Source organism: Aminobacterium sp. UBA4834 (assembly GCF_002400205.1).
Lineage (GTDB): Bacteria > Synergistota > Synergistia > Synergistales > Aminobacteriaceae > Aminobacterium > Aminobacterium mobile.
In genome coordinates this window covers 57,327-81,835 of record NZ_DHFC01000001.1, presented here as the reverse complement: position 1 = coordinate 81,835, position 24,509 = coordinate 57,327, and the positions used below count along the sequence as shown (strand labels likewise).

The 24,509-nt window shown below is 41.8% G+C and carries 20 protein-coding genes and 7 tRNA genes; 2 read left to right on the top strand and 25 right to left on the bottom strand.

Annotation, left to right across the window (positions count from 1 at the left end; all coding sequences use genetic code 11):
• Positions 1-10 precede the first annotated feature (10 nt).
• From meaB to B3L97_RS00330, 20 genes are all read right to left on the bottom strand, one after another.
• The gene (gene meaB, locus B3L97_RS00425; protein WP_286847563.1) at positions 11-979 is read right to left on the bottom strand and encodes a methylmalonyl Co-A mutase-associated GTPase MeaB; all 969 of its coding nucleotides are present in this window, start codon (positions 977-979) and stop codon (positions 11-13) included.
• 2 nt (positions 980-981) lie between these two features.
• A complete protein-coding gene (locus tag B3L97_RS00420) occupies positions 982-1,401 on the bottom strand; it encodes a cobalamin B12-binding domain-containing protein (RefSeq protein ID WP_024822287.1) in 420 nt (139 codons plus the stop codon).
• A gap of 15 nt (positions 1,402-1,416) precedes the next feature.
• The gene (locus B3L97_RS00415; RefSeq protein WP_286847564.1) at positions 1,417-3,099 is read right to left on the bottom strand and encodes an acyl-CoA mutase large subunit family protein; all 1,683 of its coding nucleotides are present in this window, start codon (positions 3,097-3,099) and stop codon (positions 1,417-1,419) included.
• Between the two features lie 48 nt (positions 3,100-3,147).
• Positions 3,148-4,995: a tetratricopeptide repeat protein gene (locus B3L97_RS00410; RefSeq protein WP_286933015.1), complete on the bottom strand. Its 1,848-nt coding sequence runs from the start codon at positions 4,993-4,995 to the stop codon at positions 3,148-3,150.
• Positions 4,996-4,999: 4 nt separating this feature from the next.
• Complete coding sequence (locus tag B3L97_RS00405; protein WP_286847566.1) at positions 5,000-5,200, bottom strand: flagellar biosynthesis protein FliR; 201 nt, start codon at positions 5,198-5,200, stop codon at positions 5,000-5,002.
• A gap of 169 nt (positions 5,201-5,369) precedes the next feature.
• Positions 5,370-6,341 (bottom strand): Gfo/Idh/MocA family protein, encoded by a 972-nt coding sequence (locus B3L97_RS00400; protein ID WP_024822283.1) that lies wholly within the window; start codon positions 6,339-6,341, stop codon positions 5,370-5,372.
• Between the two features lie 91 nt (positions 6,342-6,432).
• Entirely contained in the window at positions 6,433-7,086 is a 654-nt protein-coding gene (locus tag B3L97_RS00395) for a polyphenol oxidase family protein (protein ID WP_286933014.1), read from the bottom strand.
• Between the two features lie 94 nt (positions 7,087-7,180).
• Positions 7,181-8,542, bottom strand: a complete 1,362-nt coding sequence (locus B3L97_RS00390) for a bifunctional folylpolyglutamate synthase/dihydrofolate synthase (RefSeq protein ID WP_286933012.1) — start codon at positions 8,540-8,542, stop codon at positions 7,181-7,183.
• Positions 8,543-8,547: 5 nt separating this feature from the next.
• Complete coding sequence (locus B3L97_RS00385) at positions 8,548-11,214, bottom strand: valine--tRNA ligase (RefSeq protein ID WP_286847569.1); 2,667 nt, start codon at positions 11,212-11,214, stop codon at positions 8,548-8,550.
• A gap of 55 nt (positions 11,215-11,269) precedes the next feature.
• Positions 11,270-11,863, bottom strand: coding sequence for a ribosome biogenesis GTP-binding protein YihA/YsxC (gene yihA, locus B3L97_RS00380; RefSeq protein WP_286847570.1), 594 nt, complete (start codon positions 11,861-11,863; stop codon positions 11,270-11,272).
• A gap of 6 nt (positions 11,864-11,869) precedes the next feature.
• Positions 11,870-14,209, bottom strand: a complete 2,340-nt coding sequence (gene lon, locus B3L97_RS00375) for an endopeptidase La (RefSeq protein WP_286933009.1) — start codon at positions 14,207-14,209, stop codon at positions 11,870-11,872.
• 3 nt (positions 14,210-14,212) lie between these two features.
• Complete coding sequence (gene clpX, locus B3L97_RS00370) at positions 14,213-15,499, bottom strand: ATP-dependent Clp protease ATP-binding subunit ClpX (RefSeq protein ID WP_024822277.1); 1,287 nt, start codon at positions 15,497-15,499, stop codon at positions 14,213-14,215.
• A 101-nt stretch (positions 15,500-15,600) separates the two neighbouring features.
• On the bottom strand, positions 15,601-16,182 hold the full coding sequence (gene clpP / locus B3L97_RS00365) for an ATP-dependent Clp endopeptidase proteolytic subunit ClpP (RefSeq protein ID WP_286847573.1): 582 nt from the start codon (positions 16,180-16,182) through the stop codon (positions 15,601-15,603).
• A 58-nt stretch (positions 16,183-16,240) separates the two neighbouring features.
• Entirely contained in the window at positions 16,241-17,593 is a 1,353-nt protein-coding gene (tig, locus tag B3L97_RS00360) for a trigger factor (RefSeq protein ID WP_286933005.1), read from the bottom strand.
• Positions 17,594-17,822: 229 nt separating this feature from the next.
• On the bottom strand, positions 17,823-18,026 hold the full coding sequence (locus B3L97_RS00355) for a cold-shock protein (RefSeq protein ID WP_024822274.1): 204 nt from the start codon (positions 18,024-18,026) through the stop codon (positions 17,823-17,825).
• An 82-nt stretch (positions 18,027-18,108) separates the two neighbouring features.
• Complete coding sequence (locus tag B3L97_RS00350; protein ID WP_286933003.1) at positions 18,109-18,348, bottom strand: hypothetical protein; 240 nt, start codon at positions 18,346-18,348, stop codon at positions 18,109-18,111.
• Positions 18,336-19,667 (bottom strand): amidohydrolase family protein, encoded by a 1,332-nt coding sequence (locus B3L97_RS00345; protein WP_024822272.1) that lies wholly within the window; start codon positions 19,665-19,667, stop codon positions 18,336-18,338. Before B3L97_RS00345 ends, B3L97_RS00350 begins: the two co-directional genes overlap by 13 nt.
• 82 nt (positions 19,668-19,749) lie before the next feature.
• The gene (locus B3L97_RS00340; RefSeq protein ID WP_286933001.1) at positions 19,750-20,856 is read right to left on the bottom strand and encodes an NTP transferase domain-containing protein; all 1,107 of its coding nucleotides are present in this window, start codon (positions 20,854-20,856) and stop codon (positions 19,750-19,752) included.
• Between the two features lie 69 nt (positions 20,857-20,925).
• A tRNA-Leu gene (locus tag B3L97_RS00335) sits at positions 20,926-21,010 on the bottom strand.
• 21 nt (positions 21,011-21,031) lie between these two features.
• Positions 21,032-21,107, bottom strand: a tRNA-Lys gene (locus B3L97_RS00330).
• A 145-nt stretch (positions 21,108-21,252) separates the two neighbouring features.
• Between B3L97_RS00330 and cls the strand changes: the two genes are divergently transcribed.
• On the top strand, positions 21,253-22,839 hold the full coding sequence (gene cls, locus B3L97_RS00325) for a cardiolipin synthase (protein ID WP_286932998.1): 1,587 nt from the start codon (positions 21,253-21,255) through the stop codon (positions 22,837-22,839).
• Between the two features lie 190 nt (positions 22,840-23,029).
• Positions 23,030-24,022: a metallophosphoesterase gene (locus B3L97_RS00320; protein WP_286847579.1), complete on the top strand. Its 993-nt coding sequence runs from the start codon at positions 23,030-23,032 to the stop codon at positions 24,020-24,022.
• Positions 24,023-24,068: 46 nt separating this feature from the next.
• Here the strand turns inward: B3L97_RS00320 and B3L97_RS00315 are convergent.
• The 5 genes from B3L97_RS00315 to B3L97_RS00295 form a co-directional block, all read right to left on the bottom strand.
• Positions 24,069-24,144: transfer RNA gene (locus tag B3L97_RS00315), tRNA-Lys, on the bottom strand.
• Between the two features lie 11 nt (positions 24,145-24,155).
• Positions 24,156-24,232: transfer RNA gene (locus B3L97_RS00310), tRNA-Arg, on the bottom strand.
• 18 nt (positions 24,233-24,250) lie between these two features.
• Positions 24,251-24,327, bottom strand: a tRNA-His gene (locus B3L97_RS00305).
• A gap of 9 nt (positions 24,328-24,336) precedes the next feature.
• Positions 24,337-24,413 (bottom strand) — tRNA-Arg (locus B3L97_RS00300).
• A gap of 19 nt (positions 24,414-24,432) precedes the next feature.
• Positions 24,433-24,509 (bottom strand) — tRNA-Gly (locus tag B3L97_RS00295).

Here is a 24,509-nt window from a genome sequence, read left to right as displayed (position 1 = left end):
CTGCGATTCGTCATCGCTCACTTGCCCCCTCCCTCAATTTATTTTCCGATATTATGTTTTTCAATATAGAATGAGCGACTGTATAGGGGTCCATTTCTTTTTCAAATACAGCCTTTACGTGAACATCTGCGCCATGGTTTTCCCATGAATGTTCAATTTTTTTAGCTATTTCGCGGCTCATAATATCTTTTATTTCCTGGATTACTTTGTCCTTCATTCTCTTTTCCCCATGAGAACTTTGTTTCAGGAATTTTCTATGCTCTTCCATCCCTTCCACGAGCTCCGTAACCCCATCTCCTTTTTCTGCTACCGTAGTATAGATAGGAGGGCGCCAATCCGGTGTCCCTATGAGGTCTAACATGAGCTTTATTTCAGTTACAACTTTTTCAACTCCGGGACGATCTGCTTTATTAACTACGAAAAGGTCAGCTATTTCCATAATCCCGGCTTTCATTATTTGAATGTCATCTCCCATTCCTGGAACGAGAACGAGACAAACTGTATCAGCTAGCTTAACAATATCTATCTCTGATTGTCCGACTCCAACTGTTTCTATAATAACTACATCTTTGCCACATGCATCTAATATTTCCACAGCTTCTCGAGTGCTTCGGCTAACTCCTCCCAAGGAACCTCGAGTTCCCATACTACGAATGAAGACTTCTGGATCGTTAGCATGTCTTTGCATTCGAATTCTGTCTGCAAGTATGGCGCCGCCACTAAAAGGGCTAGATGGATCTACGGCTATGACACCCACAGTACGCCCTTTTTTCCTGAATTCAGCGATGATTTTGTCTACAAGAGTGCTTTTGCCGGCGCCAGGGCTTCCAGTGATGCCTATAATGAGAGCACGACCTGTATGAGGATAGAGATGTTTTATAATCTCTTCCCCCTCGGGCTCTTCATTTTCTACAAGAGAAATAATGCGAGCCAAAGCTCTAACGTCACCTCGTAAAGCTCTTTCAGCAAGGACGCTCACTGTTAAACAGTCTCTTTCGCACGTTTTTCCGCTACTGCTTTTTCTAACCATTCAGCGCATACAGTTGTAGGAGTTCCAGGGCCAAAAATAGCTCCAGCTCCCATTTCCAAGAGGGCGGGTATATCAGCGTCTGGAATAACCCCTCCTCCGAAAACAATAATATCTTCTGCATGACGCTCTTTAAGCAACCCAATAATTTTAGAGAAATAATAAGCATGAGCACCAGACAATATACTGATACCTATAGCATCAGCATCTTCCTGTATTGCTGTATCCACTATTTGCTCAGGTGTCTGACGAAGACCAGTATAAATAACCTCCATACCTGCATCGCGGAGAGCTCGTGCTACTACTTTAGCTCCCCGATCATGTCCATCAAGACCGGGTTTGGCAATAACGACTCGAATTTTCTTTTCGGCCATAGCTCATTCCTCCAATTACAGAATAATATTCTCTGTATATTCACCGAATTCTTCTCGTAGTACTCCGCAAATCTCACCCTCTGTTCCGTAATTACGCACTGCTTCCAATATGAGAGGCATAAGATTTACAGATTCATCTCGAGCAGCTTTTCTTATATTTTCTAAGGTGTTTTTAACCTTTAAATTATCTCGTTTTTCTCGAAGTTCTTTTAATTTTTGAACTTGCCTTTCTCCTACAGACTCATCCACCTTTAGTAGATTCATATCTGCATGATCTTCTTTTATCTGGAACTTGTTGACCCCAACTACAATTGCGTCTCCGCTTTCCACAGCTTTTTGATAAGAATAAGCAGAATCTTGAATGTGTTTCTGTACATATCCTTTTTCTATGGCTATTAACATGCCGCCCATGTTATCAATTTGAGAGATATATTCTTCTGCTCTCTCTTGGATTTTATTGGTAAGAGACTCGATAACATAACTCCCAGCGAGTGGATCAATAGTATCGGCTACCCCTGATTCATATGCAATAATCTGCTGCGTTTTTAAAGCAATGCCGACACTTTTCTCTGAAGGAAGAGCAAGGGCTTCGTCCATACTATTAGTATGGAGAGACTGTGTTCCGCCTAGAACAGCAGCTAAAGCCTGCATAGTTACTCTGACAATATTGTTTTCTGGCTGTTGTGCGGTAAGAGTAGAACCTCCGGTTTGCGTATGGAATCGCAACATCTGAGCTTTACGGTCTGTTACGCCAAAACGCTCCTTCATAATCTTGCCCCACATCCTTCTCGCTGCTCGGAACTTAGCCACTTCTTCCAAAAAGTCATTATGAGCATTGAAGAAGAAAGAAAGGCGTTGGCCGAACACGTTGGGATCAAGGCCTTTCTTCTGTGCTGCTTCCACATAAGCTATCCCATCTGCTAATGTAAAGGCTACTTCCTGAGCAGCTGTGCTTCCAGCCTCTCGAATGTGATAGCCAGAAATAGAGATAGTGTTCCATTTAGGAACATTATTGCTGCAGAATTCAAATATGTCGGTAATGAGACGCATAGAAGGTTTAGGCGGAAAAATATAAGTGCCTCTGGCGATATATTCTTTAAGAATATCGTTCTGTATAGTTCCTGAGAGTTTGTCCATAGACACTCCCTGCTTTTCACCCACACAAATATACATGGCAAGCAAAACACTCGCAGGAGCGTTAATAGTCATTGAGGTGGAAACTTTATCGAGAGGAATCTTGTCAAAAAGAATCTCCATATCAGCAAGACTATCGATGGCTACTCCTACTTTTCCGCATTCTCCTTGGGCCATTGGGTGATCAGAGTCGTATCCAATCTGCGTGGGGAGATCAAAGGCTACAGAGAGCCCTGTTTGTCCCTGAGAAAGTAAGTAACGATACCTTTCGTTCGATTCTTCTGCCGTTCCAAAACCTGCGTACTGACGCATCGTCCAAAGTCGCCCGCGATACATTGTCGGTTGTACGCCGCGTGTGTAGGGGTAACGGCCTGGATACCCGAGATCTCTGGCATAATTCAACCCTTCCAAGTCTGTGGGATCATAGACGCGATTGAGAGGAATATTTCCTCCCGTTCGGAATTCTTTCCGACGTTCAGGGCGTTTTTCCATAGTTTTAGCTACTTGGGCTTCATACGCTTGTTTCAATTCTAGAATTTCTGGGATATTTTCTTTTTTAGACATACATCCTCGCCTCCCATTATAAAAAGCTGCGTAAAATACCACTGTTTTTTAATAGGTTCCTACTATTTCTGGCCATAAAGGCAACCAATTTCGCATTTGTAATAGCCCTAAGTCTATATAAAGAGACAACATGGATTGTTCCGAATAGCCCGATACCCCTTTTACTGCAGGGAGGGACATTTCTATTGAGAGAATCTTGTTTTTTACTTGGGAAGCGGCTGCTAACTCTGGCGTGGGTGCTACGGTTCCACCAGTCAAAGCAGCGGCTCGCTCCATCCACATACAAGCACCGCCATCAGATACAGAAAAAGAGAGGGCTATACCATTATGAATACAAAAAGAAACAAGCGACGCAAGTTCCTCTGGTTCTAAAATAGAAGCTTCAGAAAGAACAATGTGCCGAAGGGTTTCTTTTTGTCGCTCCCATATCTGTCGGATACGTTCTATAAGAGGGACAGCTTTTTCTGCGGTAATTTCTATGAAAGCAATCTGGCTATATTGAATAGAGGGTAAAAGTGATACTGTAGGCTTCATGTTTTGTCCTCCCCAAACAGCAGATGCGATAAAAGGGTTCTGGTTGCTATATGCATAATACGGAGCAGAAAAAGCGCCTTTCAAGCGAAGATAATCGGAGCCGTCGTTGTTTCTTTGAAGAGTAGGTTCATATGCAAAGAAAAAACCTTGTGACAGAGTTGGGTCTGGAAGAGGCCATATTTCCCAAAGATATAGACCTCGAGTGTCCACTCCCCAAATAATGTCTCTATCCCGCAATAGAGACCAACAACCCGACATATCCACAGAGAGAATAGAGGTTTTACTTTCATTTTGAGAGAAACAATTTTTTACTTGCATAAGGCTTCCTTTATCCGAGACAATGAACAAAGATCCATCTATTCCCCACTCTATATCCCGTGGCTGCGAGATGCAAATATTTTTAATCTCACGAGTAACTTTATTAAGAAGAAAGACAGTGTCATTATTGCGATCAGCAATAGCTATCCACGGACCATAAGAAGCAAGAGCCGAAGGTTCAAAAGGTTTTTTTGTTGACTCTGGAACCCATGTATTTTTAATCTGAAGGTCGGGATAGGAAACAAAAAGAAGATTACGGCCGCTTATATTCGCCACAATAAATTCTGAATCTGATTGCCATACTATGTCTGATACAGTGCAAGAAAGAGCTCCCAGCTCTTCTACTTGTACTTGAGGTGCAGTGGCATTATCTGACAAAGAGAGACGATACACTTCCCCCCTTCTTCCCATGACAAGGAGGATTCGCTCATTCATAAATACTGCTGACGCAGGTTCTTTTACAGGTGAAGAAATGACAGAACCGGTTTCAGGTGAAAAAAACCAAAGAATATCGCCTATTTGATCAGGAAGCGCCCATAATCCATTTGAAATTACCCCCTTACCTAAACCTTGTATATTAATAGGCTTAAAAAGAGATGTGTTTGCTGTCTGTTTTAGTTTTTTTTGTAGGATTTCCCACTGAAAAGAAGAGTCTATATTTTTGAAAAGACAAGTATTGATATAGTCTTTTTCCGTAGTTAAATCTCCAAGTAAACGTTGAGCTGAACTATCGTTGGGGCGCACTTCCATATAATATCTTAAGGTACGTTTAGCTTCATCCAACTGACCTATAGATTGTAAGTTAAGGGCCTTAAGCAGATAATAGTCAACCATATACGTATTTAAATCTAACGCCTGATTCAAGTAATCACAAGATCCCCAGTAATCGCGAGAGAGAAAAGCAGTATAAGCCTTAAGAAAATATTTTTCGGCCTCTTGACGTTGAGCTGGAGGCAATTCTAACGCATGTATTTGAGAAGAGAAACATATTAGTATAGTACTTACAAAAAAAATGGGAAGGAAGATAATTATAAATTTTTTCATAATGTCAATTCACTCCTGCAAAAGAATAAAGACCTAATATAATAGCACCAGCAATAAGGAATCCTAAAAGCATGCGGAGATAAAAAACCCATATTTTACCTCCAGGCAAATCTCCTTTTCTGATTTTTATTACTAATTTAGCAACAAAAAGGGCACCTAAAAACATCCCTATAGCAGTAAGAGCATTAGAATTTTGTACGGGCATATTTAATCCCTCTTTGTAAGATATTTTATCAAAATCAATGTAAGCATAACGCATATAAAACTATAAAACTACTCAAAAAGTATATAGTGAATTATATAACTATAAGATAATAATGATAAAAATAGAAAATACAGAAAGCCGGAATATATTCTTCCGGCTTGGAAAGGTTTTATTGGGAGGAAGCTTCTTTGACGTCGTTTTGACCGTCAAGATGTATTTGTTTTAACACAGAGATAGCTACTTCAAGAGCTCGTTTCCCATCCATAATTCCTACAAGCGGTTGTTTCCCTTCCCTTACACAGGTGACAAAATGCTGTAATTCTAATTTAAGAGGTTCGCTTTTGGGAAATACAGGATGTTCTATAACTTCTACAAGACTTCCATTTTCATGTCTTACGCAACGGTTGATAGATACATCTTGTGTTTCATAGTTGATAGCTAGATACCGTTCAGGTTCCATTATTTCAAGTTGCCGAAGCCTCCGCTCAGAGACTCGGCTTACAAGGATATGAGCCATAACTCCATTTTTAAAAGTTATTTGAGCTGAAGCTATATCCTCATGATCAGTTCGTATACATCGTCCCGTGGCTGAAAGGTTTTCTATCTCCGAATGAACCAAAGATAGGATGATATCAATGTCATGGATCATGAGATCCAGCACAACACCAACATCACTAATACGAGGAGAAAAGGGACCTAGACGTCGAGACTGAAGAAATAAAGGTTCCTTTACTACTTTCGATGTGTATTGCACTGCACTATTGAATCTTTCAATATGACCTACCTGTAAAACAAGATCTTCTTCAGCAGCTACCCGCAGAAGCTCTTCTGCCTCTTGTACAGTTGTCGTTACCGGCTTTTCTATTAAAACATGAATCCCATTCAAAAGGGCTTTTTTAGCAATTTCAAAATGAAGGCTTGTTGGTACAACTACACTGACTGCATCTGGCCGTGCCTTTCGAATAAATTCATCCATGTCGGTAAAAAAGGGGACGCCTAAATTTTCTCCTATCGCAGCTGCTCTGGCCTCGTTCTGGTCGACTACTCCTACTAATTGAGTTCCAAGCAACTCGGTATAAACTCTGGCGTGGTGCTGTCCCAGGTGCCCCACACCTATGACACCCACTCGTTGCAGATCCATTTGGGGATCACTCCTTGCGACTTTGTCGGTAATACTCTATGAGTCTTCCTCTTTATATATTCTCACAGTTATATATTTAAAAGTGGCATAATTATAGCGAGGCAAGAAAAAACATTCGAGAGTGCAGGTCGCCTCGCCTATAAGAATAACAAATTTTTTCGTCTTTATAAGTACAAATTGGTATAGAGTTAATGTTTTTTCCCTGAAGCCCCTCAACCTGAAGCTGCTCTCTTATGGCTCCAAGTAAGTTAAAATAAATTCGTTTTCCCTCTTTTCGATAAAAAAAGGAGGATAAATTTTTAATCCCTTGGTGGGACCATTCATCACCTTCGTCCCTCCAATATGTCTCCGTCCCTATGCCAGGACCCACCCAAGCGTAAACTCGGTTGAAATTTTGTTCTTTTATATGAGAGCGTACAACAGCCATACCAGAACTCACTATGTTGCGCACAGTTCCTTTATATCCTGAGTGCAACATAAGTACCCATGGTGTCGGTACAGGAGACGCTATAAGTACTGGCATACAATCAGCATAACGTAGACTCCCTTCATAATCTGTACCTGATAAAAAAATACCGTCAGCATGAGGTCGTGCAGGTAGTATATTATTTTGAGATGGTAAAAGAATATCTACCCCGTGTACTTGGTGAGGGGCTATGGTTTGTCCTGAACCCTTTCCTATAAAAGCTATATTCGCCTCAATAAGCTGACGAGAAAGAAATGGATCTCCCTTTGCCCTTTCCATGAGAGGCCCCTTCATAAAAATACGGGCTCGGAAAAAAGGCTTTTCTTCCGGACAAAGATAGGTTAATATATGCTGTCTATCAATACATGAAAGATTATAGGCGCGTTTCATGATAGAAAGGGTAACAATGGTCTCTCTCCATAAGACGTGTTCTTACATAGCCTATAAGATAAAGACTCCCACAACATACAACTATATCGCTCGCTTCTCCAGCTTTTTTTATGGCTTCTATAGGATCAGAAATACCCTCTGGGGTAAAAGTCCATTCATAATGACTAGCTTCAGCGCAAAGAGATTCTGCTAGAGCAGATCGCTCCATCCCTGGGACCTCTGTGCATATTAATCGAGGTCTTAGATGACTCAATCTTTCGAGTGCCTTGTTATGCTCTTTATCTTTCATGGAACCATAAACAATGGTTAGCTTTTTTTCGGGTCTATAGATACCGAGAAAAGAAAGACTTTCTACAAGCCGGGCGATACCATCATCGTTATGTGCTCCGTCAAGCAATAAGGGAGGATCATACGGGACTAGCTCCATTCGACCTGCCCATTGTGTGTGAGTAAGTCCGTCGTAAAGCGCTTGTTCCGAAATTTGAGGGAAGACAGAGCGTAAAATAGAGAGACTTGCTATAGCCAAAGATGCATTTTGTATCTGATATAAGCCAATGAGAGGGGTATGGATATGAGGATAACATTTCCCTTCATTCTCTTTGTTTTTTAGAGAAAAGGTGGAGCCTTTTAAAGAAGATTCTTCCTGTTGCCACTCATAAGATTTAGAGACAACTACTCCCTTAGAATGTTTTTTATCTGCTTCTTTTTCAAAAAGAGATATGAGAGAGGAAGGTTCTCCTGTAAATATCGCCGGGGTTTGTTCACGTATAACGGCGAATTTCTCCATGGCTATGGCTTCTAACGTTGTCCCTAGAAAATCCATGTGATCCATGGAAATAGAAGTAATTACTGTAAGGAGGACATTCCCTAACGTATTGGTAGCGTCTAATCGTCCTCCCATTCCCGCTTCTATAACAGCGATATCTACATGAGCCTCTGCGATGAGAACAAAGGCGACAGCAGTAAAGACTTCGAAGTACGTGGGAGGATCTTGTGATAAGGCTTTGTCATTGCAAATGGTATTTATAACCTTTTCAGCGCCACGCTGCCATTCTTCTGATGTAAGCATACTCCCGTTTATTAAGAGGCGCTCTCCCATATGAATGAGATGTGGACTTGTGTACATGGCCGTTTTAAGCTCAGCATGGCGAAGGACCGACTCCATGTACGCGGAAGTAGACCCTTTCCCGTTAGTTCCTACCACATGTATAGCGGGAAAACTATTTTCTGGATGGCCTAACAGAGCAAGCAAACGTGATATACGCTCCAAGCCCGGGTGAACACCCGGGCTTGCATAAAGAGCCAATTCTTTTTCTATATTTTCGTACTTATAATAGTTGTTCATTATCCTCAGGACCTTTTTAGACTGCTAATATTGTCACGTATTCTTTGATAACGGTTCTGGTTATCAGCTAATCGGATGCGTTCTTTTTCCACTACTTCTTCTGGTGCTTTTGAGATAAAGTTTTCGTTTGCGAGTTTTTTATTCATTTTTTCTATATCTTTCGCGAGACCTTGAAGCTCTTGTTCAAGGCGCTCTATCTCAGCTTCGATATCAAGTAGCCCGCCTACTTCAAGGCTAATTTCTCCATTTGCGACAACAGAAGCCAAGCAACCGTGAGGTTTTTCATCGCTGTCTCCTATAATTTCAACAGCTTTTACTTTAGCGAGAAGTGAGATCATATCCATGTTTTTGTGAACAATATCTCTTAGTTTTTCGTCGTCTGTTTGTAAAATGACTCGATCTATCTTCTGTTGAGGGGCTACTCGAGCTTCGGCTCTCAAGTTACGAGTAATTCTAATGAACTCCTGTAATGTGCTCATTAGACCATCGTCTTCTACTGAAAGCAACTCGGCAGAAGAGACAGGCCACGAAGTTCTCTCAATAGAGTCTTTGCTGAATCCAAAGATGTGCCATAATTCCTCCGTGAGGAAAGGTATAAAAGGATGCATCAACTGGAGCACTGTCCTGAAAACATATTCTACAACTGCCTGAGTGTCTTGTCTGCGTTTTGCCCCTTCATCGCTTTTCAATGCGGGTTTCGACATTTCCAGGTACCAATCGCAGAGATCCCCCCAAATGAAGTCATAGAGCAACCGAGCCGCTTCCCCGATAAAATATCCATCTAGAAGTTTTGTTACTTCGTTTATGACATACTGGGTTCGAGAGAGAATCCAGCGGTCATGAAGCCTCATGGACTCTTTTTGGGGAAGAGGCTTTATTGAACAGTCTTCTTCGAGATTCATCAGAGCGAAACGACTGGCGTTCCATAGTTTATTCATGAAAAGTCTGTACGTTTCTATTTTATTAGCACTGAGCAAAACATCTCTTCCTTGAACTGTAAGAGCTGCCAATGTCATGCGAAGAGAATCGGCCCCGTATTTCTCGATCATAGTAAGAGGATCGATAACGTTCCCTTTTGACTTGCTCATTTTTTGCCCGTCTTCGTCTCGAATCAACGCATGGATGTACACTTCTTTGAAGGGTTCCTCATCCATGAACTCAAGTCCCATCATGATCATTCGAGCGACCCAAAAGAAGATAATATCAAAAGCTGTAACGAGTAAAGATGTGGGGTAAAAATATTTCAGCTCCTTTGTTTCATCTGGCCAGCCAAGAGTAGAAAAAGGCCATAAAGCACTACTAAACCACGTATCAAGAACATCTTCATCTTGATGTATGTGAGAGCTTCCGCACTTTTCACATGTGGTGGGATCTTCTTCAGAAACTGTGATGTGCCCGCAGTCATCGCACGTCCAGGCAGGAATTCTATGTCCCCACCATAGTTGGCGAGAGATACACCAATCTCTAATATTCTCCATCCACTGATAATAAATTTTTTGCCACTGCTCAGGGATCCATGTTATTTTTCCTTCTTCTACCGCTTTTATTCCTGCGTCAGCAAGTGGTTTAGCTTTAACAAACCACTGTTCAGAAAGATACGGCTCAACCATGGTATGGCATCGATAACAATGCCCTACTGAATGTTGTATTTCTTCAATTTTTTCTATAAGATTTTGTTTTTTCAAGTCCTCTATAGTATGTTCCCGAGCTTCCATAACAGAGAGCCCCTTGTAAGATAGGGCGTTTTCGTTCATAAAGCCATCGGCATCTATCACCTGGATTTGCTCGAGGTTGTGACGTTGTCCCACAAGAAAGTCGTTCGGGTCATGAGCTGGGGTGATTTTTACGCAACCTGTCCCAAATTCAGGATCCACCATGATGTCTTCAATAATAGGAATCTCTCTATTTGTTAGAGGAACCCGAACTTTTTTCCCAATAAGATGTTTATACTGCTCAGCTCGAGGATGAACAGCTATTGCCACGTCGCCAAGAATGGTTTCTGGACGGGTTGTTGCAACGATAAGAGCCCCTTCTCCATCTACAAAGGGGTACTTCACATAGTAGAGATGACCTGCTACGTCTTCATGTTCCACTTCTATGTCAGATAAAGCAGTATGGCAGCGGGGACACCAGTTAATAATATAGCGCCCCTTATAAATAAGCCCTTTCTTGTAGAGTCGTACAAAAACAGTACGAACAGCTTTGGAAAGACCCTCGTCGAGAGTAAATCGCTCTCTATCCCAATCACAGGAGTTGCCAAGTTTTTTCATCTGCTCAATAATGCGGTTACCATACTCTTCTTTCCACTCCCAGACTTTTTTTACAAACTCTTCCCGTCCCAGATCATGCCTAGAGATACCCTCTTTTGCCAGAGAGCGCTCTACCACATTTTGAGTTGCTATACCAGCATGATCTGTGCCTGGCAGCCAAAGAACGTTATATCCTGCCATCCGTTTGTATCGACAAATAATGTCTTGAAAAGTATTGTTGAAAGCATGGCCTATATGAAGAGAGCCTGTTACATTGGGAGGAGGTATCACTATAGAAAATGCTTCCTTTGATGGATCTACTTCAGCATGGAAAAGCCCTGTTTTCAACCACCATGAATACCATTTATCCTCAATGGGTGTAGGATCGTAGTTTTTTTCTATTTCTCTAATACGTGTAGCCATTGAAAGTCCCCCTCCATAATCTATTTCTTAATTCTTCACTGGGAATTTACAGTATTTACTCTCCGTCAAGGTAATTTGTCAAGAATTGCCTAAGTTCGACAATTCCCGTTTTATCTTGGGCAGAAACAATAAATGGGACTTCTATAGATTTTAGTCCGTCTCTAATATAGGCATGAAGGAGCCCTTTACGGCGTCCTTTCGCTATTTTGTCGGCTTTTGTAAAAACAACAAGCACAGGGACATCTATTTGAGCTGTCCACTCTTGTAATTCTCTGTCTTTGGGCAGTAATCCGTGACGGAAGTCCACAAGATGAATAAGTAATCTAAGTGTTTGACGCCGAAGGATGTAGTCTTCTATAAGATGGGCCCATATGCCTCTCTCTTGGTGACTCCTTGCAGCAAAACCATAACCAGGAAGATCTACAAGTATAAAATCTTTTGCAGCCGTTATCTTATAGAAATTAACGCTACGAGTTTTACCTGGAGTAGCGCCTATATGAGCAAGCTTACTGTCTGTTAAAGCGTTAAGCAACATAGATTTACCTACGTTGGAACGCCCAGCAAAGGCAATCTCTGAAAGAGATTCCCCTGGGAATTGGTCTTGTTTAAAAGCTGTTGCAAGAAGTTTGGCATTCCAACTATAAGACATAAAATATTAGTCCTCCATTGAAAACTTAAAAACGTCAGGAATGGTATCCACAAAATGGAATTCAAGCCCTTGTGTCATCCAATCTTCCATTTCTTCTACATCTATTTTATTGGCGCTGGGCAAAATGATCTTCTTTACTTTTTGTCTCTTTGCCGCAAGCACTTTTTCCCGTATCCCCCCTACAGGGAGGACTCTTCCCTGTAAAGTTATTTCTCCTGTCATAGCTACCCCGGGCAGTACTTTTCTGTTGCTTAATGCGGAAAGCATGGTTACTGCCATTGTAATCCCTGCTGAAGGACCATCTTTGGGAATAGCGCCTTCCGGTACGTGTAAGTGAATATCTATGTTTTTCCAGTTGATATGGTCGATTCCCAAAACTTCAGCGTGAGCTCTAAGATAGCCAAGAGCTGTTTGTGCTGATTCTTGCATTATATTACCCAAGTTACCTGTAAGTATAATGTCCCCTTTCCCTCGCATAGAAACGGCTTCTATAACAAGAACATCTCCCCCGCTTTCTGTCCAGGCTAACCCTACGACTGTGCCAGTTTGTTTAGTTCGAGGCAGATGAACATCGTAAAGATGAGGAGCTCCAAGATAATTCTTTAAGTCATTAACTCCTACCTTTACTTTTTCTTCTACTATTTTTTCTCTCATTCCTTCTTCAACTATATGACGAGAAACTTTCCTGCATATGGTAGCCAGGTTTCTCTTCAGATTACGCACGCCAGCTTCACGAGTATAATCTGTAATTACTTTTTCCAATGCTTTAGGCGTTAGTTGTAAATTCTCCGTCGATAAACCATGTTCTATCAAAAGTTGAGGCAGAAGATGTTTTTTAGCGATGTGAATCTTTTCTTCTGCAACGTAGCCAGGTAAACGAATCACTTCCATTCGATCAAGAAGTGGCGCTGGAATTGTATGGGTTACATTGGCAGTTGTAATAAAAATAACATCGCTTAAATCAAAGGCAGCCTCAATATAGTGATCGGCAAATTCTTGATTCTGTGAGGGATCGAGAACTTCCAGAAGAGCTGCAGCAGGATCCCCTCGAAAATCTTGGCCGATTTTATCAATTTCATCCATAAGCATAACAGGATTTTTGGTTCCTGCTTGGCGCATCTTTTGGATAATTCGCCCTGGCCGAGCCCCCACATATGTACGTCTGTGCCCTCGTATCTCTGCTTCGTCCCTTACCCCCCCTAAAGAGAAGTTTACAAAACGTCGCCCTAGAGCCCTTGCTATGGATTGGGCAAGAGATGTTTTTCCTACCCCGGGAGGGCCTACGAAACAAAGAACTTGCCCCTTCGCCTGTTTTCCTGCTAAAAGACGTACGGCTAAAAACTCGAGAATACGTTCTTTCACCTTTAAGAGTCCATAGTGATCCTCATCTAAAATTTTCTTTGCTCTTTTCAGGTCAAGGTTTTCTTCGGTGTTCTTTTCCCACGGCAAAGCCAGAATCCAATCTAGATATGTGACTAATACACTTGCCTCTGAGGATATAGATGGCATTTTAGAGAGGCGATTTGCTTCTCCAAGTGCTTTTTTTCGAACATCTTCAGGCATAGGTGTCTCTTCTATTTTTTTTATGTATCCCTGGGAATCGGAGAAAGGGTCTTCATCCCCTAATTCCCCCTGTATAATCTTGAGCTGCTCTCGAAGATAGTACTCGCGATGACCTTGCTCCATTTTCTGCCGAACTTGTTCCTGTATAGATTGTTCCAATTCGAGCAGGTCAATTTCTTCCATAAGAGTCTTTATGAGTTGTTTCATATATCGTTCTGGCTCAGTTATTTCTAGAAGCGCTTGTTTCTCCTCTGTTTTTATTCGAAGATGAGATGCAACTATATCTGCAAGTTCGCAAGGGTTTTCTATGTTCATTACAGCAATTACAATTTCCTTGGGTATCTTGGTATGAAGAGAAACATACCGCTCGAACAGTTCATAAATGCTTCTTTTGAGAGCCTCATAATTTTCTGTTTGATTCTTTTCCCAAAGGACAGCTTCTACCTCTCCTTCAGTGCTTTCAGCACCTTTAATATATTCGCAAAGATGCCCTCTTTGTTGACCCTCTACAAGAACCTTGACACTCCCGTCCGGGATGCGGATCATTTGAAGAATACGGCAGGCAGTTCCTGACGTATATAAATCCTGAAAATCGGGATCTTCTATGCTTAAATCCTTTTGAGTTACGATAAAAAGAGGTTTTTCCTCTAGTTTCGCTTTTTCAACTGTTTTGAGAGAGCGTTCCCTACCAACATAAAGAGGCACTATGACGCCTGGAAATATTACTATGTCTCGTACAGGTAGAACATAATATCGTTCCGCCTTTTGTGAAACGATAGACATCGATTAGGCTACCTCCTCTTTCCCTTTTAGTTTGATAATAGGAGATATGCCTTTTTCCACGGCATCTTTCGTTATGATTATTTTTTCTACTTCTTCCGATCGGGAAGGAATTTCGTACATGAGATCAAGCATGATAGATTCCATAATCGATCGCAGCCCTCGAGCACCCGTATTTTTTTTACGCGCCAGAGTTGCTATCGCTTTAATAGCGTCATCTTCAAAAGCTAAATTCACGCCCTCTATTTCGAAAGTTTTTTGATACTGTCGTACCAATGCATTTTTCGGCTCTACAAGAATACGTGCCAATGCTTCCTCGTCTAATTCTTCCAACGGTACTATAACGGGGAGTCGGCCAATCAACTCTGGAATAAAACCGAAAGACATGAGGTCTTCTGGTTGAACTTGTTTCATAAGCTCATATTTACGTCGGTCTTGAGCGCTAAGAACTTCTCCTCCGAAACCGATCATTTTTTTGTTAACTCTTCGCCCAATAATATCTTCTACCCCATCAAAAGCGCCTCCGCAAATAAAGAGGATATTAGTGGTATCGATTTGAATAAAGTCTTGATAGGGATGCTTGCGCCCCCCTTTCGGGGGTACATTAGAAAGAGTTCCTTCAAGAATCTTAAGTAGGGCTTGCTGAACCCCTTCGCCAGAAACATCTCTGGTAATAGATGGCGATTCAGATTTACGAGTTATTTTATCAATCTCATCAATATAAATAATGCCTTTTTCTGCAGCAGCAACGTCATAATCAGCAGCTTGCAGGAGTCTGACGAGAATATTCTCTACATCCTCCCCCACATATCCAGCCTCGGTTAAAGTTGTGGCATCTGCCATAGCAAAAGGAACATTCAATTTCCTGGCAAGGCTCTGAGCTAAAAGAGTTTTGCCAGATCCTGTAGGGCCAAGAAGAAGGACATTGCTTTTTTGTAGTTCCACATCATTTTCATCTCGCGGAGCGCTAATTCGCTTGAAATGATTGTAAACAGCCACAGAAAGCGTTTTTTTTGCATCTTCTTGACCAATAACGTATTGATCTAAAAAAGTTTTTACCTCAACTGGTTTGGGTATTTCTTTTAGAGAAAGAGTAAATTCTGGACTCTCTTTTACAACTCCCTCATTTGTCTCTTCGTTGAGGATCAGGTTGCACAGATGGATGCACTCGTCACATATATAAACTCCAGGTCCAGCTATGAGTTTACGTACTTCCTCTTGTCCTTTTCCACAAAAGGAACATCGTAAAACATCTTTGTTGCCGTCTTTCCCTTTATTGTCAAAAGTAACCATTCTTCTAACCTCCTTAAAGCTGGGGGCATCAAACAGAAACAAGGGAGCACCGCATGAGGGCTCCCTTCCTAAAATCTATAGGCCGCTATTACGGGAAAGGCTTATACTCTGGACTGTATAACTTTATCGATGATCCCGTAGGCAACCGCTTCATCTGCTGACATAAAAAAGTCTCTTTCAGTATCGGCCTTAATTTTTCTTCGAGTTTGCCCCGTATGTTTAATCAGTATATCATTGAGACGCTCACGCAGCTTCAATATTTCTTTGGCATGTATTTCTATATCTGTTGCCTGCCCCTGCGTTCCGCCAAGAGGCTGATGTATCATGATTCTGGCATTGGGAAGAGCTATTCGCTTCCCTGCCGCTCCGCCAGTAAGAAGAACCGCTGCCATACTTGCAGCTTGACCGATACAAATGGTTGACACAGGGCACTTGATATATTGCATCGTATCATAAATTGCCAACCCTGCTGAGACCACGCCCCCGGGGCTATTTATATATAAATTAATGTCTTTATCTGGATCCTCACTTTCTAGAAACAATAGCTGTGCTACAACTGTATTGGCTATATTATCATCGACAGCATCACCTAAAAAAATGATTCTGTCTTTTAAGAGGCGACTATATATGTCATAAGCTCTTTCGCCTCGTCCGGTTTGTTCAATCACCATTGGTATGAGCATATCTTCACCACCTACTCTATTTATTCCAAACGCTCACCTCGGTGCGTGTTTTTTATGATTATTCAGCCTGTCCTTCCTCTTCAGTAGGAGAAAGCTTTTCCACATCCCTTACTATAACTCGGTTTAACAGCTCTTTTACTGTTTTCCTATATCGAATCCTGTTGCCCATCTCCATGATTCTATTTTGGTCTTTAAAAACAGCGCGGAGTAAATTATCCGTACTAAGCTTATATGCAGTTGCTAAGGGAGCCAGTTCTTCTTCAAAATCCGACTTCTCCACAGAAATATCAAAATCTCTTGCTAAAGCATCAAGAACAAGATATTGAAGAACAACTACTTCCGCCTGTTTTCGAATCTTCTCTTCATATTCTTCTGGGCTCATTCCAGATGCTTGTAATACATCACTCATACTTTTCTGAAATCGCTTCTGAGCTTCTTCTGCATCCTTCTTTTTCGTACCTTCCATCTGGCGACGGATGAGCGTTTCAGGTAACTCCACCTGAGCTGTTTCCGAAACTTTTGCTATAGCCATATTTTCTGCCATAGTATCGCTTTCCTGCATCATCCGATTCTCTAGATGTTTTCGAACTTCTCTGTGGAAAGTGGCCTCATCTGCCACAGGTTCCCCGAGCATCTTTTCAAAAAAAGCTTCGTTAAGTTCCGGCTCTTTTTTCTCTTTTATTTCTTTGATTGCCATGTCATAGCGAACTTCTTTTCCGGCTATGCTTTTGTCGGAATAGTCCTCTTCTACTTTTACAGTAGCAGAGACTTTTTCTCCCGTTTCGCAACCAATCAAAGCGTCTTTAATCTCTATTCGCAGTTCGTTTAATTCTAAGTCTACGTTAGCGTCAGCCTCTTCGTGGCTTTTTTCTACATTGCCTTCAGCATCAAGAACGCTCGTAACATATCCAATAGTCACTACGTCACTTTGCTGAGCAGGTCGCTGAACAGTTTCGAGCTCTGCATTTTGCTTTCGCATAGTCTCTATAGACTCTTCCACCATTGCATCGGTAACGTTTACTTTCAACTTCTCTATCTCTATCTCCTCAAGATTGGGCAATTCCACTTCAGGAGTAACTTCAAATTTTAAAGTAATGGAAACATTGCTGCCCTCTTCTATCTTATCGACGTTGAGTTCCGGCTCTGCAATAAGATCCAAATCGTAGTCTTGCACAATCTGGTCAATAGCTTCAGGAACCAAAGACTCCAAAGCTTCTGCATAAATTCCCTCTTTCCCCAATCTCATTTCAAGAATGTTACGAGGAACTCTTCCCCTTCGGAATCCAGGGACGTTCATTTTCTGGGAAAGTTCCCTAACAGCTTTATTGACGCTTTCCTGGAACTCCTTCGCGTCGAATTCTGCCTTTATGGTGACAAAATTTTTTTCTTGAGATAATAATTCGGACCTCATATTCTAGCAACCCCTTTCAACTTACGGACAGCATTCCGTAGTATAGCACACCAAGATCTATCTATAATACACAAAAGGACAGACCTATCGGAATAGAAGGTCTGCCTATAGAAACTGTTACGCATTGTACACGTTTATTTCCCTTATTGTAAAGGTTTATAAAAAAGAAAAAGGCAGCACTTTTTTGGCGCTGCCTTTTATTGACTTCAAGTTTGAGGAATAGATTTTACTAAAGCTTTACGACATTAGCGGCTTGTTCGCCTTTTGCTCCCTCTACTATGTCAAAAGACACCCGCTGGCCTTCATCAAGAGTCTTGAAACCGTCTCCCTGGATTGCACTGAAATGAACAAAGATATCTTTCCCATCGTCGGTGGTGATGAAGCCATAGCCTTTCGCCGCGTTAAACCACTTGACTGTTCCCTGAGTTGTCAAAATGTTGCCTCCTAGAATCTTTTACATGTATTACTGATGGCGCCTATCAGCAAAATTACAATAAAGTATTTATAAATAGCTGTCAAGTGCCGATAAACACGGTTTTTAGGGTGAATTGATTTTTTTCAGAAACCTTTCTAGCAGATGCCGCGTTCCTTGTTTCCGGGAAGCTATGGGTGGGAAACTTAATAATATCAGACGTAACCTTGTCTTCAAGAAGAGAATACAATACATCTTGTCTCTCTAGCAATGGCCACCATAATATTGGCTCCGGTACCACATTGGGGGCAACTCCACACATTCTCCTTTCTATTTCGACCATGGGAAAGACTCCTTTCTGCTTTCTCTTATAAAGCGGTTATGAAGGCGAGAGGCTGCTTGTTTTGCCTTCTGGAAAATTTCTTCCTGGTCTAGCAGAAAGAACTTTCCATCTTTCCAAAGAATTTTACCGTCACAAACAGAAAGAAAAGCTTTCCCTTGTTCTGCGCCATAGATAAGATGTGCGATGATGTTGTTTTTGTTTATAGTTGTTACAGGCCGATAATCAAGCACTGCTACATCGGCTGGTTCCCCAATTGCGAAGACACCTTGAAATCCCCAATATCTTTCTCTGACCAATCGGGGCCATTTCCATATGAGAGCTTCTATTTTTTCGAAGGGCTCGGGACTATGAGTAGCGGTAATGACGTAATTTCGGTAAGAAGATAAAATGTCGTCTGATAAACCATCTGTCCCAATAAGAAATTTACTGATCTTCTGGCGATCCATATTCCCTACTCTATTATTAGCGTTAGATTCGGGAGTTGTAATAACCCATGGCGAGAAGTCTTTTAATATGGCATAGTCGTAATCTGAAAGATGAAGGCAATGGACAAGAAAAGAATCACAGGATAACAGACCCAGGGCTGCCAATCGATGGATGGGCCCTTCATAACCGAGATTTTGACAAAAGAGAAGATCGTCTTGGGACTCTCCACAATGTATATGAATAGGTAGATATGAAGGTTTTTCTTTTTTCACAAGATGTAACGTCTCTTCTGAAAGTGTGAAGTTAGCGTGGAGTCCGAGCATTCCCTGAAGTTTCGTATCTTTCTTATGCTCTCTCCAGAAGGAAAGATTTTCATCAAGCTGTTTCATTATAAAATCTCTACCTCCGCGTTCTGTCATTTCATAGCATAAAACACCTCGAATTCCACTTTCTCGAAAGGCCGCAGAGATAGTATTTAAACTCCCTTTTACATGTCCTAAGGAAGAGTGATGATCGAAAATAGAGGTTACTCCAGCTTGGATAGACCTCATAATTCCATATAGAGCAGAATAATAAATAGACTCTTCATCAAGAACAAAATCCAACGGCCACCAAAGATTTTGTAAAATCCCAGTAAATGTGGATGTTTCCCCTAAAGGTTGTAACCCTGTAGCCAGAGAGGAGTAAAGGTGATGATGAAAGTTTGTGAATCCAGGAACAATAAGGCGTCCTGCTACATCTATAACTGGGGTGTCAGGCCATTTTTTTCGAAGAGGTTCATAAGACCCCATATCTATAATGACTCTGTTTTCGATGAGTAGGGCTCCGCATGTATAGAAAATATCACCGTCTGTAAGAGGACCATTAGCGACAATATAGCGATGAAATTTCATGTCTCTATCCCCTCTTTGGGCTCGCCTTTCTCCAAGAAATGGGCCGTCTCTTTAAGAAAATGAGTATCCACAGATGTCCTCCTTACAATCCCTTCACGATTTCTAAAAGGTTACGGCCAGTAATTTTTTCTATTTCTTCTTGAACCTCCATTGCTTTTTGTAAACGTTGTAAGGCTTTTTGGGAAGCTTCTCCACATCTCCCTCTGTCAAGGTGCTCTCTCATTCGTTTTTCGAGAGGCACTACAGAGAAGTTTTTTACAAATTTGTCAGAAATGTATAGGATTTTAGCTTCCCATGAATTTGTCTCTCCCAAGAGGTCCGTATGGCTTCCTACTAGTTCTCCTATTTGACTAAATCCCCATTTAGACAAAAAAAGTCTACCAACATCTGCATGGCGAAAACTCTTTCGACAAATATCGTGAAGAAGGGCGGCTTTTAGCACTAATTGAAGATCACATGGAACAAAATGGGGAAGTTCTGATGCTATGCGTAGAGCGACTTTCTCTACAACAATGCAATGATCCCTAATTTTTTTAGGGGTTCCTGCTAAAGCGAAGAGCTCGGTACATTCTCCTTGGGAAGGAATATGTCGTGTTCCATAAAGCTCAGAGAAAGCTGCGAAGTCAGAGGAAGTATTTACATCATACAATATAAATTGATCAGGGACAAAACATTCTTGGGCAGTCTCTCCTTTTAAAAGATCAGCGAGGCTGTTTCCTCTATTCCGCTTAAGAATTTTAGAAATCATTCCAGAGGAAATTAACGAAGGATGCCCTCGCTTAGATTGAAAAACGGGGTAAAGAAGGAAGCTCGTGTCTTCCCAGAGAGTGAGCATATGGTGAAGTGTAGATGAACGCACGAAGGGAGTATCTGAAGAATGAAGAAAAAATGCTTTTACATCTGAAGGAATAGCTTTAATACCTTCTATGACAGAGGCAAATATGCCTCGATGACAGTTTTTATTAAAAAGGGACATACGCTTTAGAAACCGGTACCCGTTCTCAACCAGTTCTCCTTGGGGCCCAGTTACAACAAAAAGACGGGATATACCTGCATCTCGATAGGCTGTTACGATACAATGGATGAAGTTTTGCTTACTTAGCGAAAGCAAAGGGTTGCATGTCCCCATGCGACTTGAAGAACCATCAGCTAGAATAATTGCAGCAAAGTGGCCTTCCGTATCTGCCATGCCTTCCCTCCAGGGTGCAGATATTTGTTAGTATTATACGAAGCGTCAGAAAGGAGCGTAATAGAAAAATGGTGCGAGAGAGGGGACTCGAACCCCTACGGAGAAATCCACTGGATCCTAAGTCCAGCGCGTATACCAGTTCCGCCACTCTCGCACGAAAAGAAAGAAATAAAAATGGTGGACCGTACAGGAATCGAACCTGTAACCCCCTGATTAAGAGTCAGGTGCTCTGCCAATTGAGCTAACGATCCTTATCATATTGCTAAGGAGGCTATAACGGGGGAATAATACCATTAAAAACATGAGATGTGAAGAGGGGGCAGGGAATAGTCTGCTCAGTAAAAGGCGCCTACATGAAGCTATAATAAACAAATATTAAAGGGAGGGGGAGGACTATTGCGTTTATCTCTCAAGTCTCTTGTTATGGCATTTCTAATGGCTATTATCATTTTTTCCATTCCATGGGTATGGGTTAATATCGAATCTATTGCTGTGAAAACTGCAGCTGGCGATATAGCCTTTTTTCACACGGCATTGAAGCTTTGTAAACTCTTATGGGCTTTGTTTAAGGAGTATATCCCCTATATTTTTACTCTTTACATTATTACAGCAGCAGGTGTTATTTTTTTGGAAGAACGAAACCCTGACCGAACAATAGCCTGGCTCTTAGCTTTAGGTCTTCTACCAGGTATAGGCTTTATTTTCTATTTTTTGTTTGGCCCTGATCCCAAGCGAAGAGCGGTTTTTAAAAAATATAAGAAAAAACGGTTCTACCAGTCCACCTTTTCAGAACAACTTCCAGAGAAAGAAATTTATACGAATGATATTGTCCCCAGCAAACTTGTTTGTCTACTAGAACAAACGGCTCACTCGAGGCTCTCTCATTGGAATTCTCTTGATATGCTCCTTAACGGAGAGAATGTCTTCCCCGCTATAGAAGAAGCCTTAGAGAGGGCGCAACGATATATTCATTTGGAATATTTTTCTATAGCTAAAGATGAGACTGGCCTTAAGCTTTTCGAGATACTTAAAAAGAAAGTTCGAGAAGGGGTTCCTGTACGGGTTATTTATGATAGCGTGGGCAGTTGGCGTTTAGGAAGAAAATTTATAGCAACGTTGCGGAATGAGGGAATCGATATTCAACCTTTCTTACCTGTTTCTTTCCCTATGATACGGCGAGATCTCAATTTTAGAAATCATAGGAAAATTGTTGTAGTAGATGGAGAGGTTGCATTTACGGGTGGTCTCAATGTTGGTGATATGTATTTTGGGCGTAATCGCCATATGGGGTTTTGGAGGGACACCCATGTGCGCATAAAAGGAGAAGCTGTGGCAGCCATCCATGAAATTTTCTTAAATGATTGGTTTTTTTGTACGGGACAGACATTGTCCGAAAAAGAAACATTCTGGGATAGCAAAGGTATACCCGATACCCCTCTCCCCATGCAGATAGCTGCAAGCGGTCCAGACTCGAACTGGCGAGCTATTCTACAAGGTTACTTCCATCTTTTCACTATGGCTCAGAAACGCATTTGGATAACAACTCCTTATCTTGTACCAGATGAAAGCTTGAAAATGGCTCTGACAACGTCAGCATTGAGTGGGGTGGATGTTCGTATTATAATCCCGTCTCGTGCCGATCATCGAATGGTTTTTTGGGCAACTCGATCTAATATTGACGATCTTTTAGCGGCAGGAGTCCGTATCTTTGCCTATCAAAACGGATTTATTCACTCTAAATTAGTCATGGCAGATGGGAAATGGCTTTCTGTAGGAACAACTAATCTCGATAATAGGAGTTTGGATATTAATTTTGAAGTTCAGGTTTTTGTTTACAACGAGAAGAAAACTAGAGAGTTTGAAAAACAATTTTTGCTGGACATGGATCAATGTTTGGAGTTTAACTTGCGTCACCGCATGGAACGACCAATTTGGGATCGCATTCGGGAATCTTTGGGAAGACTCTGGTCCGCTTTGTTATAAGTTTTGTTTATAAAAAAGGAGACAGGTATTATTGATAAAGATTAAACGTTCAGAGGGTGGGTTTATAGGGGCATATATTACTCTCTACGTGGTATTGTTCCTATTTTTTTATCATTATTTTCGTTTTAAAGGTATACCTCCTCTCTCATGGAACACTCTCTTTTGTATATGGAGCAGCGGTGCCTTGCTTATGATGGCTCCCATAATTCCTCCTCGGTGGCGCTTCTCTTCTCTTCGTTATATACATACAGCTTTGGCGTGGGTCGGGACTATAGGATTAGCCTTCGGGCTTTATTTTGTCCTCGCTTCTCTTGTCATAGACACAACTGCTTATATCTTTTCTTTATCATGGGAGCCGCCTTTACCCCGGTGGGATCTCTGGCTGGCTTTTTGTACGGCATTTTTTATTTGTCTCTATGGGTATAAAGAAAGCATGGCCGTTCGAGTAGTAAGTATTCAGATTCCCACAGAAAAGTTGCCTAAAGAATTCTCTCGTTTCCGTATTCTCCAAATCTCCGATTTACATCTGGGAATTCTTATTAATAAAAAGATGTTACGACAAATTATGAAGCAGATACAAGAAGAAAACCCTGATGTAATAGTTTCCACGGGGGATCTATTGGATGGTGAAATAGAAGATGTAGAGACTATATCTCAGATGATGCTCCACTATCATCCTCCATATGGGAAATTCGCTGTAACTGGGAATCATGAATTTTATGCCGGAATTGAGCACGCCCTATACTTTACCGGCAAAGCCGGTTTTCATGTGTTACGAGGAAAAATTGTGGAGGCAGGTCCAATATATATAGTGGGAGTAGACGACCCAGGTGGACGTTTCCTTAAAGGGCAGCCAGAAGTTGAAGAAGATCAGCTGTTAAAAAATATCTCTGATCGTCGCTTTACTCTGTTATTAAAACACCGCCCACTCCCCCATAGAGGCGCAGTGGGGATGTTTGACTTACAACTTTCCGGGCATGTTCATCGAGGGCAATTATTTCCATTCATGGCCTTTACTTGGCTTTTCTACCGTCATACAAAGGGTTTATTAGATTTAGGGAAAGGATCGTTGCTTTATGTAAGTCATGGAACAGGGACGTGGGGGCCCCCAGTTCGTGTTCTGGCATACCCCGAACTGACAGTTATCGATCTCGTTTCTAGATCGAGCAAAGAGGGTAAATAAAAATAAAGGCAGCCTCTATTTCAGAGACTGCCAGTTTATTTCTTTATGGTGGACCGTACAGGAATCGAACCTGTAACCCCCTGATTAAGAGTCAGGTGCTCTGCCTATTGAGCTAACGGTCCCTTTTCTTAAGTGGCGCGCCCGGCAGGAGTCGAACCCGCGACCTACGGATCCGAAGTCCGTCGCTCTATCCAGCTGAGCTACGGGCGCGTGCAACTTTATTTTAAATGGGGTGAGCGAGGGGACTTGAACCCCCAACCACTGGAGCCACAGTCCAGCACTCTAACCAATTGAGCTACGCTCACCGTTTCAAGTGGCGCGCCCGGCAGGATTCGAACCCGCGACCCACGGCTTAGAAGGCCGTTGCTCTGTCCAACTGAGCTACAGGCGCTTTTATTACTAGGACTAAATGGAGCGGGAAACGGGATTCGAACCCGCGACCTACGGCTTGGAAGGCCATCGCTCTAGCCAGCTGAGCTATTCCCGC